10 protein-coding genes are annotated in these 12,243 nt (G+C 65.3%); 8 read left to right on the top strand and 2 right to left on the bottom strand.

Annotation, left to right across the window (positions count from 1 at the left end; all coding sequences use genetic code 11):
• Positions 1-273: 273 nt before the first annotated feature.
• From E2K99_RS19090 to E2K99_RS19080, 3 genes are all read left to right on the top strand, one after another.
• The gene (locus E2K99_RS19090; protein WP_134223223.1) at positions 274-1,593 is read left to right on the top strand and encodes an MFS transporter; all 1,320 of its coding nucleotides are present in this window, start codon (positions 274-276) and stop codon (positions 1,591-1,593) included.
• Between the two features lie 119 nt (positions 1,594-1,712).
• On the top strand, positions 1,713-2,987 hold the full coding sequence (locus E2K99_RS19085; RefSeq protein ID WP_205703705.1) for a DUF3142 domain-containing protein: 1,275 nt from the start codon (positions 1,713-1,715) through the stop codon (positions 2,985-2,987).
• Between the two features lie 8 nt (positions 2,988-2,995).
• A complete protein-coding gene (locus E2K99_RS19080; protein ID WP_134223222.1) occupies positions 2,996-5,512 on the top strand; it encodes a hypothetical protein in 2,517 nt (838 codons plus the stop codon).
• 3 nt (positions 5,513-5,515) lie between these two features.
• Here E2K99_RS19080 and E2K99_RS19075 read toward each other — a convergent pair whose 3' ends face one another.
• Complete coding sequence (locus E2K99_RS19075) at positions 5,516-5,875, bottom strand: response regulator (RefSeq protein WP_039787245.1); 360 nt, start codon at positions 5,873-5,875, stop codon at positions 5,516-5,518.
• A gap of 133 nt (positions 5,876-6,008) precedes the next feature.
• Entirely contained in the window at positions 6,009-6,869 is an 861-nt protein-coding gene (locus E2K99_RS19070; RefSeq protein WP_134223221.1) for an SDR family oxidoreductase, read from the bottom strand.
• 283 nt (positions 6,870-7,152) lie between these two features.
• On the opposite strand from E2K99_RS19070, the gene E2K99_RS19065 reads away from it, so the two are divergent.
• The 5 genes from E2K99_RS19065 (at position 7,153) to E2K99_RS19045 (ending at position 12,215) form a co-directional block, all read left to right on the top strand.
• The gene (locus tag E2K99_RS19065) at positions 7,153-7,779 is read left to right on the top strand and encodes a cysteine dioxygenase family protein (protein ID WP_134223220.1); all 627 of its coding nucleotides are present in this window, start codon (positions 7,153-7,155) and stop codon (positions 7,777-7,779) included.
• Positions 7,776-9,386: a rhodanese homology domain-containing protein gene (locus E2K99_RS19060; RefSeq protein WP_134223219.1), complete on the top strand. Its 1,611-nt coding sequence runs from the start codon at positions 7,776-7,778 to the stop codon at positions 9,384-9,386. The genes E2K99_RS19065 and E2K99_RS19060 overlap by 4 nt, the downstream gene beginning before the upstream one ends.
• Before the next feature lie 172 nt (positions 9,387-9,558).
• On the top strand, positions 9,559-10,233 hold the full coding sequence (locus E2K99_RS19055) for a hypothetical protein (protein WP_051156448.1): 675 nt from the start codon (positions 9,559-9,561) through the stop codon (positions 10,231-10,233).
• Positions 10,234-10,371: 138 nt separating this feature from the next.
• The gene (locus E2K99_RS19050) at positions 10,372-11,655 is read left to right on the top strand and encodes a PP2C family protein-serine/threonine phosphatase (RefSeq protein WP_134223218.1); all 1,284 of its coding nucleotides are present in this window, start codon (positions 10,372-10,374) and stop codon (positions 11,653-11,655) included.
• Positions 11,652-12,215, top strand: a complete 564-nt coding sequence (locus tag E2K99_RS19045; protein WP_034336877.1) for a SiaB family protein kinase — start codon at positions 11,652-11,654, stop codon at positions 12,213-12,215. The genes E2K99_RS19050 and E2K99_RS19045 overlap by 4 nt, the downstream gene beginning before the upstream one ends.
• The last annotated feature ends 28 nt before the right edge of the window (positions 12,216-12,243 follow it).

The following is a 12,243-nucleotide window of genomic DNA, read 5'->3' as shown; positions in this document are numbered from 1 at the left end:
GCAGCAAGAAATGCTGCGTTGCGGAAGCTTTGCCGGTTTTTGGGGTATCATTAAGCAGGTTTCGACGCTAAATCGTATTTCTTCGCTTTACGTTTTCCGCTGAATCTGTCCTTCGCAGACATGTCCTGATCTTTCCTGGCATGCCCTCTGCGGCCACCCGAACGAACAAGTTGAAGCAGGCCATCCGGCCCGCTGCGGCATTGCCATGGGCGTCATTGTCCCGGGGCGATGTGGCGGCGGACCGGGTCGCCGCTTTGCCGTTAGTGAACCATCATGACCACTTCCGCTGAATCTGCTGAATTTACCGGGGCTCTGAACGAGTCCCAGCACCGACCGCTCACTTCCTCCGACTACCGCACCCTGGGGCTGTCCGCCCTGGGCGGCACGCTGGAGTTCTACGACTTCGTCATCTACGTGTTCTTTGCGGCGGTGGTCGGCAAGCTGTTCTTCCCGGCCGACATGCCGGAATGGCTGCGCATGCTGCAGACCTTCGGCATCTTCGCCGCCGGTTACCTGGCGCGTCCGGTGGGCGGCATCATCATTGCCCACTACGGCGACGTGATCGGCCGCAAGCGCATGTTCACGCTGTCCATCTTCCTGATGGCGGTGCCCACGCTGGTCATCGGCCTCTTGCCGACCTACGCCAGCATCGGCGTGGCCGCGCCCATCCTGCTGCTGTTGATGCGCACCCTGCAAGGCGCTGCCATCGGCGGTGAAATGCCGGGTGCCTGGGTGTTCGTGGCCGAACACGTGCCGGCCAACCGCTACAGCTTCGGCGTCGGTTCGCTGACCGCCGGCATCACCGGCGGCATCCTGCTGGGTTCGCTGATGGGCATCTTCATCAACAGCGTCTACGCACCGGCTGAAGTGGCGGGCTATGCCTGGCGCATTCCCTTCATCCTGGGCGGCGTGTTCGGATTGGTCTCGGTCTACCTGCGCCGCTATCTGGAAGAGACCCCGGTGTTCCGCGAGCTGGCCGCGCGCCGCAAGGAATCCAATGAACTGCCGCTCAAGACCGTGCTGCGCGAACACCGCGCCGCCAGCGTCCTGACCGCCGGCATGACCTGGTGCCTGTCGGGTGCGGTGGTGGTGGTGATCCTGATGACGCCGTCCTACCTGCAGACCGTACACCACCTGCCGGCCAAGCTGGTGATGCAGGCCAATTGCGCCGGCACCCTGATGCTGACCATCGGCTGCCTGGCCATCGGCTGGCTGTGCGACCGCATCGGTACCCGCGCCAGCATGATCATCGGCTGGGGTGGCCTGGGCCTGTCGACCTGGTGGTTCTACGGCCAGCTGCCGGGTTCGCCCGAGTCGCTGATCTGGGGCTATGCACTGGTGGGCCTGTTCGTGGGCAGCATCTCGCTGACCCCCATCGTCTCTACCCGCGCCTTCCCGCCGGCGGTGCGCTTTACCGGCCTGTCCTTCGCCTACAACATGGCCTATGCCGTCTTCGGCGGACTGACGCCGGTGCTGATCTCGCTGTGGATCAAGGCTGATCCGCAAGGCCCGGCGCTGTACGTGATCGGCCTGTCCATCCTGGGCGTGCTGCTGGCCTTCGTGCCGATGAGCAGCAAGGGCTACAAGGCCTGATCGCGCCCCTCCTGCAAGGCTGACCAAGGCCCGGTGACCGCAAGGCACCGGGCCTTGGTTTTTTGGGCGTCGGCTCGCGTACAATGCCGGCCAACCGGAACTCCACCTCGCCGACGACCATGCCCCTCGCCTTCCTGCCCGCGCGCTTTGCCAGGCGTAGTTGCCTGTGTCTGATCTGGATGCTGCTGGCCGTGCTGCTGGCGGCGTGTTCCCGCCATCCCCTCCCTGCCGAAAAGCTCTCCCAGGACGTCTACATCTGGCAGCGCCAGTGGACCCCGTCACTGCGCACCGCACTCTCCGCTTCCAATGCCCAGGTGGCGCGCTGGCACGTGCTGGCGGCCGAACTGGGGGCCTCCGGCCGCTGGATCGACATCACGCCCGACGCCGAGGCGCTGGCCAATACCGGCCGCCCGCTGCTGATGACGGTGCGCATCAACGGCCAGCTGGCGCGCTTCGATGCGGCCGCGATCCAGGATCATCTGCTCGCACTGCTGGCCGCCTGGCGCCAGCGCGGCCTGCAACCGGCTGCGCTGGAAATCGACTACGACTGCGCCACGGCGCGCCTGCCCGAATACACCGCCTTCCTGCGCAGCCTCAAGGCCCGGATTGCACCGACGGATCTGACCGTGACGGCCTTGCCGACCTGGCTGGCCAGCCCGCAGCTGGCGCCACTACTGGCCGTGGCCGATGCTTCCACGCTGCAGGTCCACGCCGTGCTCGATCCGCGTCTGGGCCTCTTCGACGGCGAGCGCGCCCGCGACTGGATGCGCCAGTACGCCGCGCAGACGCGCCGCCCCTGGCACGTGGCGCTGCCGGCCTATGGCTCGCGCGTGAGCTGGGACAGCCAGGGCCGCATCGCCGCAGTCGAAAGCGAACGTCCGCTCCTGACCGGCGGCCTGGGGCGTGAACTGATGGCTGAACCGCAAGTGATGGCGCGCTTCGTGGCCGAAGTGGAAGCGGCCCCGCCGCCGGGACTGGCCGGGCTGATCTGGTTCCGCCTGCCGACCGGCGATGACCGCCGCGCCTGGAGTCTCTCGACCTGGCTGGCCGTGCTGGAACGCAAGCCGCTCAAGGGCGGCCTGGCGGTGCAACTGGTCGCCGGGCAGGGCAACAACGCGCCCGCCGATATCCGCATCGACAATGCCGGCAATGCCGACGCGCCCTTGCCGCTGCGCGTGCGGGTGAACCTCGCGCCACGGGATGCAGCGTCTTCAGGGAACGTCTGCAGTGGTGACGGCATCAATGGCTACACGCTGGAAAGCGATGCCCGGGGACGCTACCTGCGCCTGGCCCAGGCCGGCCTGCTGCGCGCCGGCAGCAGCCGTACCATCGGCTGGCTGCGTTGTGCCGATGGCACGCCGGCCCCCGAACTCACACTGGAAATGGGATCCTGATGACAAAAATGAAGTGTTCTGCCGCTGCCCCCCGCGCCACGGGCCAGCGCAGCCTGCCCCGCCTGGGCCGCATGACCAAAATCGCCTGCGCCGCCAGCAGCCTGCTGGTGCTGGGTGCGGCCACGGTGGTGGCCTGCGGGCCGGATTTCCCGCTGCAATTGCTGGATGACCGCGCCGGTACCCTCAGCAATACGCCCGCCAATTCCTTCGCCTGGGAAGCCGCGCATCTGGTGACGCCGGCCGACAAGCTGCAAGCCGATGAACGCAGCGGCTACGAACAGGCTGCAGGCCAGCCCGACGATCCGCGCTCGCTGCGCATGATCGAGAAGGGTCAGCTGGAGGGCGCGCAGTGGGCCGCCCTGCAGGCCATGCGCGCCGCGCCCGATGGCGAGTCCGCGTATGCGGCCGGTGCGGCCTTGCCGCCTGCCATTCGTCTCTACACGGCAGGGGCGCAGGACTTCCGCGCCAATGCCCTGACAGCGGCGCGCCAGCGTTTCGAAGCGGTACTGGCACTGCCGCCGCAGCAGGCCAGCGAACGCGCGGTGTGGGCGGCCTTCATGCTGGGTCGTCTGCACGCCATTGAGGGGCGGCGTGCCGAGGCGATTGCCAGTTTCACCAAAGCGCGCACGCTGGCCGTGGGCGGCGCGCCCGATCCGCTGGGACTGGCCGTGGCCAGTTACGGCGAGCAGGCGCGGCTGATGCTGTCGGGGCAGAGCGGTCCCTGCAACTGGTCCGATTTCAATGAAGGGCGGGATTGCGGCGAGACCATCCCGCCGGCCGATTTCAAGCAGGCGATTCGCTTGTATGCAGAGCAGGCGGCACGCGGGTCAACCAACGCGCAGGATTCGCTGACGGCACTGGCCTCATGGAGCCTGGGGCACGCCGACATCAGCGCGGCGCTGATCGATGATCCGGTCGCACAGCGCCTGCTGGTGGCCTATGCGCTGGCGCGCGTGGGCGACATCGCCGAAGGCAGCGGCAACGGCGACAGCTACTACGATCCGTCTGCGCCCAACAGCGGTTCGTCCGGCTATCCCGATGCGGCGCGCAGTGCCAAGGTCAAGCCCAACAGCGTCCTGGTGACCCTGGTCGATGCCCTCAAGCGGCGCGGCCTGGAAAAGATCGAAGGGGCCGACCGCGTGGCCGCGCTGGCCTATCGCACCGGCCGCTACGACCTCGCTGCCACGCTGGCGAACCGGCAGGAGACCGCCTTGTCCTGGTGGGTACGCGCCAAGCTGGCGCTGCGCAAGGGGGACACCGCCGCCGCCGTGCAAGCCTATGCACGTGCCGCCCAGGGCTTCCCGCGCAATGACGCCAGCCTGGACCCATCCAACGCCAACCTGCTCATGGGCGAACAGGGCGTGCTGACGCTCTCGCGCGGGCAGTATGTGGAAGCGCTGGCGCAGTTCCACCAGGCTGCCAGCGACAGCGCGCGCCAGTCACGCGGCGGTTATTACGGCGACTATGCCTACGCCAATGACATGGCTTATGTGGCCGAGCGCGTGCTGACCACCGATGAACTGAAAACCTACGTCGATGCTCATGCCCCAGCCTCGCCCATGCCGGCACCGGAAGCCGTGGCCAAGGCGGTGCAGAAGCAGGGTGGGGGGCCGCAGTCGGTGCGCTGGGTGGCCGTGGGCCTGTCGGCCATCACCGTCGAAGACAACCTGCGCCAGCTGCTGGCGCGGCGCCTGGTGCGCGACGGGCGCGTGGAAGAAGCGCTGCCTTACTTCCCGGACGACCGCGACGAGCGCTTCATCCAAAGCACCTACGATGCCGATGGCCACGAAGTCCCGGCCGGCTGGCGGATGCGCGCCAAGGCGCGCGAGTACGGCCAGGCACTGGACCGCGGGCAGCACGCCTGGCGCGCCAGCAGCCGCGCCCAGGGCTGGTACGAGGCCGCCGTCATTGCGCGCCGCCAGGGCATGGAGATCATGGGCTATGAACAGGGACCGGACTATGCCGTCTACGGCGGCAGTTATCCGGGCGGCGCCGGACGCGGCATGGGCATGTATGGCAACGAGGACAAGCCCCTGCCGGACAACCCGCAAGCCAGAGCCCAGGCCGATCTCCCCGGTCCGCTGGTGACCGACGGCGAGCGCCAGCGCTATGCCGCCACTGAAGCCAAGCCCTACAAGCGTTTCCATTATCGGGATATCGCGGCGGACTACGTCATGAAATCCGCCGATGCCTTGCCCGCGCGCTCGCAAGCCTTCGCGGCGGTGCTGTGCCAAGGGGTGAATTTCGTCTATTACGATCAGCCGCGTGCAGAACAACTCTATCTGCGCTACGTGAAGGAAGGGGCGGCCGTGCCGTTCTCGGCCGACTTCGGCCAGAACTGCGTGGAGCCGGATTTTGCTGCCGCCGCCCGCTTCCCGTACGTACAGGCATGGCGCACCACGCGCCGCTGGGTGGTGCAGCATCGCGCGCTTAGCGCGGCGCTGTTGCTGGCGGCCGTGGCGGGCGCAGGATTCGGCGTGGCGCAATGGCGCCGCCGCCAGCGTGCGGCAAAGACGGTGGCCTGAGTTTCAGTTGACCAGCTCGCGCTTCAATTCGGAGATGAGGGCGGGATGCAGCGAGCCGGCACAGAGAAAAGCCGGCCACTTGCCCTTGACCAGGTCCATCTCGCGCTCATCGCGGCACAGCAGGATCACGGGCACATCGGCCAGCTGTTCCTGCGCCTTGAGGTAATGCGCCAGGCGCAGGCCGCTCATGCCTTCCATGGCCAGCTGGGCCAGCACCACGTCAGGGCGGTCCAGGGCAATGTGCTCGATGGCGTCATTGCCGCTGCTGGCGATCTGGATGTCGATGTCGTTGATGGCCAGCCATTCGGTCAGCGCACGGCTGACTTCCGGCTGGGTGGTGGCGATCAGGGCGGTCTTGTGCATGAGTGGACTCTCGCGAAGTCATGGGGCAAGCTCATCATGCACTGGCAGCAACATGGCTGCCATCGGGTTTTTCCTGAGGCAAGCTGCCGTCCCTGCATGTATGGACAGCGTGATGCAATGCCTGCAGACAAGCTCAGGTATTGACGATCTCCCCGCCATTGGGATGCAGCACCTGCCCGGTCATGTAGGAGGCGCCTTCCGTGGCGAGAAAGACATAGGCCGGTGCCACCTCATCCGGTTGTCCGGGCCGGCCCAGCGGCACGTTCTTGCCGAAGCTGGCCACTTCTTCCTCACTGAAACTGGCGGGAATCAGGGGCGTCCAGATCGGCCCCGGTGCCACTGCATTGACGTGGATGCCGGCCGGGGCCAGCTGCTGCGACAGCGAACGCGTGAAGGCCACGATGGCGCCCTTGGTGGCGGCATAGTCCACCAGATGCTTGCTGCCGCGATACGCGGTCACCGAGGTGGTGTTGATGATGCGCGCGCCCCGCGTGAGGAAGGGCATGGCTTCCTTGACCAGATAGAACATCGAGAAGATGTTGGTGCGGAAGGTGTGCTCCAGCTGCTCGGCCGAGATCTGTTCGATGCTCTGGGCCGGATACTGCTGGGCCGCATTGTTGACCAGCACGTCCAGCCTTCCATAAGCATCCATCACGGACCGCACGGCGCTGCGACAGAACTCCGGTGAACCTACGTCGCCGGGGATCAGGAGGCAGGGTGCATCCAGGGCCTGGATGTCTTTTTGGGTCAGTCGCGCATCCTCTTCCTCATCCAGATAGACGATGGCCAGCTTTGCCCCTTCGCGCGCATACGCCAGCGCCACGGCACGGCCAATGCCGCTGTCACCGCCCGTGATGAGGGCGACCTTGCCTGCCAGCCGCCGTCCGGGTTGGCCGGCCGGTGCGCTGTGCGGGCGCGGGTGCATCTCTTGTTCGCTGCCGGGTTGATGGGTCTGGTGCTGGGGCGGAAGGCCTTCGGGTTTGTGATCGCTCATGCTGTCCTCCTTGTATGGATCACTTATGTTAGAAAGTCCATACGAGCCGGTCTGTAGTCTTGCACCCTGATGTGGGTGCGGTCGCTCACTGACGGCGGTGACGGAGAGGCTGAAGATGAGGTCAATGCCTATCTTGTGCACAGCGCTTCGGTGACGGAGGGGCGGGGCGGTCACACACTGTCAGGCCCATGGCAAGCGATGCAAATGATTTATAGTTGGGGCTGAACCGGCGCAGACCGGTTGCTGCGGACCGCAGCCATCCGTTGTCTACAGAGAGGGAGACATGTCCACACCCCATCCAGCTGGCAAGCAGCTCTGGCGCTTGCGCGAATTCGTGACCGGGTTTGCCGGGCTGCTCGACGCGCGTGCCGACCAGGCTGCGATCCTGCATGGCGGCGGCGCCTTGCTGCGCCAACTGGTGGCCCACGATGACTGGCTGCCCGATGCCTATGCCCAGCCGCACCCCGAGCGCTACCAGCAGTTCCTGCTGCATGCCGATTCGGCGCAGCGCTTCTCGGTGGTGAGCTTTGTATGGGGGCCGGGCCAGCGCACACCCATACATGACCACACGGTCTGGGGGTTGATCGGCGTGCTGCGCGGGGCCGAATACGCGCAATCCTTTGCCTGGCAGGCGCAGCAACTGCAGCCCGTGGGCGAACGCACGCTGCTGCAGGCGGGGCAGGTGGAGGCGGTCTCGCCTGACTCGCCTTCCCTGCACGATGTGCACCAGGTCAGCAATGCGCATGCCGACCTGGTCTCCGTCAGCATCCACGTCTATGGTGCCAACATCGGTGCCGTGCGGCGTTCGGTCTACCATCCCGATGGACGGCGGGTGCCGTTCATCTCCGGTTATTCCAATTCCACCTTGCCCAATATCTGGGACCAGTCCACCGACGCTGCCACACCATGAATCAAGAACACGCTACTGCTTCCCTGCCCGTGAGCTCCTATGCTGAAGTCCGCGCCGCCTTGCTGGCGCGCGAGGAAATTGCCCTGCTCGATGTGCGCGAGGAAGCGCCGCATGCGCAATCCCATCCCTTGTTTGCCGCCAATTTTCCGTTCTCGCATCTGGAGTTGAATGCCTTTGCCCGGCTGCCGCGCCGCGATGTCCGCATCGTCACGCTCGATGATGGCGAAGGCCTGGCGGTCCGCGCCGCCCTGCGCCTGCGTGCGCTCGGCTACACGCGTGTGAGCGTGCTGGCCGGTGGCGTGCGGGGCTGGCACGAAGCGGGGGGCGAGCTGTTCCAGGATGTGAACGTGCCCAGCAAGGCCTTTGGCGAACTGGTCGAATCGAAACGGCATACGCCGTCGCTGGCAGCCGAAGAGGTCAAGGCCCTGCTCGACAGCGGTGAAGATGTGGTGGTGGTCGATGCACGCCGCTTCGACGAATACCAGAACATGAACATCCCCGGTTCCATCAGCGTGCCCGGTGCCGAGCTGGTGCTGCGCCTGCCCACCATTGCGCCCGATCCCAAGACGCGCGTGATCGTCAACTGCGCAGGCCGCACGCGCAGCATCATCGGTACGCAGTCGCTGGTCAATGCAGGCCTGCCCAATCCGGTCCATGCCTTGCGCAATGGCACCATCGGCTGGACGCTGGCGGGCCAGACGCTGGAACACGGGCAGGCACGCCGTTTCCCGGAAACGGTCGAGGCCAGCCAGCGCGAACAGGCGCGGCGGCAGGCGCGCAGCGTGGCCGATCATGCCGGCGTCAAGCGCATCCCGCTGGCACGGCTGGCCGAACTGGCGCAGCCGGACCGCACCGTCTATCGTTTCGATGTACGGACGCCCGAGCAATACCGATCCGGACATCTGCCGGACTTCCTCTCCGCGCCAGGCGGGCAGCTGGTGCAGGAGACCGAGATGAATGCCCCCGTGCGTGGTGCCCGCATCGTGCTGGTGGATGACGATGGCGTACGTGCTGACATGACTGCCTCATGGCTGGCACAGATGGCGTGGGAAGTGTTTGTGGTCGACGGCGTGACGGCGGCCGATTTCACGGTCAGCGGCGACGCCCCGCGCGCGCTGCCGGTGGCGGCACTGCGGCCCGAGCAGCGCATCAGCGCGCAGCAGTTGCAGCGCTGGCTGCAGGCCAATGACGGCACGGTGGTGCTGGATGTGGCCCTGAGCGCGCGCTATGTGGCCGGACATGTTCCGGGGGCGTGGTTCGTGCTGCGCGCGGAGATGGCGGCGGCAGCGCGCCGCTTCCCCTCGGCCACGCGCTTCGTGATCACTTGCGGCAGTGCCTTGCTGGCGCAGTTTGCGGTGCCGGACCTGCAGGCGCTGGTGAGCCAGCCGGTGTTCCTGCTGGAGGGCGGCAACGCAGCCTGGTCACAGGCCGGCCTGCCGCTGGAGAAAGGCGAGACCCATCTGCTGTCGCCGCGCATCGACCGCTATCGCCGTCCCTATGAAGGGACTGACAATGCGGCCAGCGCCATGCAGGCTTATCTCGATTGGGAATTCGGCTTGGTGGAACAATTGGGGAGGGATGGGACGCATGGGTTCTTCGTGATCTGAAGAACGCGTGTCGTCTGGAAGAAATTTGATCGTTCAAGCTTGAAATGAAAAACGGCCCACCGAAGTGGGCCGTGTTCCATATCATCTGTCCTGTGGGGGAGGCTGACGCCCGCGTGTCCACAAGCTCACCGAAAAATGGTAGCACACGTGCCAACGGATAGGAAGATGGAACATGGACAGTACCTTGACGGCATCGCAAATCGACAACATCATCGGCGCGCTTTCAGCCACCCGACTGGCGACTTTCCAGGGCGCGGCGGGCTTCTCCGCCAATACCCATCCCATCGACAAGTACAGCTGGCATGCCTTGATGTCTGCGGCCTTCTTTGCGTCATTGCATGTGTGCGAGGTCACTGTCAGAAATGCCGTGGACAGCGCCCTTTGCAGTACCTATGGGAAGGACTGGCCATGGAATCGCAATTTCGAGCGCAGCCTGCCCAATCCCAAAGGACCGCATTTTCAGCCCCAGTCCGAGTTGATGCGTGCGCGGGGAAAAATGCAGAGCGGTGCCACAGGCAAGGTCATCGCCGAGCTCAGGTTCGCTTTCTGGTGCCATCTGTTCACCGTGCGCTATCAAGGACGTATCTGGGACAGTCAGATCCTGCATTGCTTTCCCAATTTTCCGCATCCGGTTCGGCCCGCACAAGCCCGGCAGGTGATTCACGCGGAACTGGAGCGCTTGCGCAGGTTCCGCAACCGTATCGCTCATCACGAGCCGATTCTGGCCGATCCGCTGGCACATCTGCAGTCGAGCATCCAGTCGCTGCTGCATTGGCGTTGCGCCGATCTCGCGGGTTGGCATGCGCAGTGGGAAACGGTCACTCGCCATTTGCAGTGCAAGCCGTGAACGCGGATCGCGATGCGATACGATGAGACTGTCCGTCTCGTTTGCAAGATAACTTGTCGCTCAACAGCGTCACATTGTTGTCACAGGAATGAAATATGATCCCCGGTCTATCCAAAAATCACGACGCGGGCGAGCACGGTGGAAAGTCATTTCAGTCTGACTCCGGCGACAGGGAGCAAGTTGTTCCAACCGACAGCGGGAGCGCTGGCGGTCCAGGTGCCGGTGGTCCAGTTCGATGAGAACAACGCCACCGTCCTGGAGATCTTCGGCCAGCACAAGGAGCTGGTGAGCCTGCCCGTGGTGGAGCGGCAGCGGCCCATCGGGCTCATCAGCCGCCACATCTTCATGTCCCAGATGTCCAAGCCGTATCACCGCGAGCTCTACGAGCGCAAGAGCTGCATCGCGTTCATGGACAAGGACCCCCTCATCGTCGAAGCCGATACCCCCATCGAGACCTTGGGTGCGCTGGCCGTGGCCTCGGGCGACAAGACCCTGGCCGATGGCTTCATCATCGTCGAGCAGGGCCAGCTGGCCGGGCTCGGTGCGGGCCTGGCGCTCATGCGCGAACTGGTGGCGATGCAGGAAGAGAAGAACCGCCAGGTCATGCAAAGCATCGACTACGCCAGCGTGATCCAGCGCGCCATGCTGAGCGCCTCGCGCGCGGCCATGACCGAGGCGCTGGCCAATGCCTGCCTGGTGTGGGAACCGCGCGACGTGGTCGGCGGCGACTTCTATCATTTCGAACCGCATCCCGGCGGCTGGTTTGCTGCGGTGGCGGACTGCACCGGCCATGGTGTGCCGGGCGCCTTCCTGACGCTGATCGCTTCGTCGTCGCTGAAGCAGGCGCTGGAACTGCACGGCCCGCACGATCCGGCGCGTCTCATGCGTGAAGTCAACCGCAGCATGAAACGCGTGCTGGGACAGCACGGCCAGTCCGGCAAGCCCTCCGAATCGGACGATGGCATGGATGCCTGCTTCTTCTGGTTCGACAGCGCCACCCGCACCCTCACCAGCAGCAGCGCCAAGATGCCGCTGTTCCTGCTGGTGGCCGATGGCACCGAGGTGCTGACCATCGAAGGCAAGCGCGTCGGCCTGGGCTACGTCGATACGCCCGACGACATGCAGTGGTACAACCACAGCCAGCACCTGGCGCCGGGATCCATGATCTTCGTCTGCACCGATGGCGTGATCGACCAGATCGGTGGCCCCAAGCACATCGCCTTCGGCAAGCAGCGCCTGCGCCGTACCCTGCTGGAACACGGCAGCCTGGCCATGCCGGCACTGGGCCGCGTGGTGATGGACATCCACGGGCATTACCAGGGCACGCAGCGGCGGCGCGATGACATCTGCTTCTTCGGCGTCCGCCTGGATGCCGCGCAGCCAGGCTCTCAACAAGACTCTCAACACGGAACACACGCATGAACGGTATCCAGCAGGAGTGGGCGGAGTTCCACAGCTATGTCGCACGGCGCGACATCGTCTTCTACTACGTCGGCTATTTTTCCCAGACCATCATCGCCGCCATGGCCGAGGCCGTGAAGCTGCGCGCCGAGCATACCGGCGCGCTGGCGCAGACCCGGCGCAAATTGTTCTCTTCCTTCATCGAGATGGCGCAGAACATCGTGCACTACTCGGCAGATCTGCATGAGAAGGAAGGAAAAGTCACAGAGCCGCCAATGCGCCACGGGGCGGTCTACATCACCCAGACCGATGGCCGCTACTTCCTGCATTGCGCCAATCCGGTCGATGCCGAGATGGCCGACAAGCTGCGCGAGAAGCTGGAACACCTGCGCTCGCTGACCAATGAAGAAATCAAGGCTGCCTACAAGGAAATGCTGCGCGCCGAAACACCGGCCGACAGCAAGGGGGCGGGCCTGGGTTTCCTGACGGTGGCGCGCGATGCCAGTGCACCGCTGGATTTCGAATTCTCCCAGCCCGCCGCCGATGGCGCGCAGACCTTCTATCTCCGGGCCACCATCTGAGGGCCCGCTGCCTCTGACACACGACACC

Origin of the sequence: Herbaspirillum huttiense (assembly GCF_004367745.1) — a bacterium.
Taxonomy (GTDB): Bacteria; Pseudomonadota; Gammaproteobacteria; order Burkholderiales; family Burkholderiaceae_D; genus Herbaspirillum; species Herbaspirillum huttiense.
The sequence above is the reverse complement of the archived record's forward strand: the minus strand, read 5'-3'. Positions and strand labels throughout refer to the sequence as shown.

Excerpts from the sequence above, each read along its gene's own strand:
- E2K99_RS19090 (WP_134223223.1), top strand. The coding sequence starts at position 274 with ATGACCACTTCCGCTGAATCTGCTGAATTTACCGGGGCTCTGAACGAG.
- E2K99_RS19085 (WP_205703705.1), top strand. The coding sequence starts at position 1,713 with ATGCCCCTCGCCTTCCTGCCCGCGCGCTTTGCCAGGCGTAGTTGCCTG.
- E2K99_RS19080 (WP_134223222.1), top strand. The coding sequence starts at position 2,996 with ATGAAGTGTTCTGCCGCTGCCCCCCGCGCCACGGGCCAGCGCAGCCTG.
- E2K99_RS19075 (WP_039787245.1), bottom strand. The coding sequence starts at position 5,875 with ATGCACAAGACCGCCCTGATCGCCACCACCCAGCCGGAAGTCAGCCGT.
- E2K99_RS19070 (WP_134223221.1), bottom strand. The coding sequence starts at position 6,869 with ATGAGCGATCACAAACCCGAAGGCCTTCCGCCCCAGCACCAGACCCAT.
- E2K99_RS19065 (WP_134223220.1), top strand. The coding sequence starts at position 7,153 with ATGTCCACACCCCATCCAGCTGGCAAGCAGCTCTGGCGCTTGCGCGAA.
- E2K99_RS19060 (WP_134223219.1), top strand. The coding sequence starts at position 7,776 with ATGAATCAAGAACACGCTACTGCTTCCCTGCCCGTGAGCTCCTATGCT.
- E2K99_RS19055 (WP_051156448.1), top strand. The coding sequence starts at position 9,559 with ATGGACAGTACCTTGACGGCATCGCAAATCGACAACATCATCGGCGCG.
- E2K99_RS19045 (WP_034336877.1), top strand. The coding sequence starts at position 11,652 with ATGAACGGTATCCAGCAGGAGTGGGCGGAGTTCCACAGCTATGTCGCA.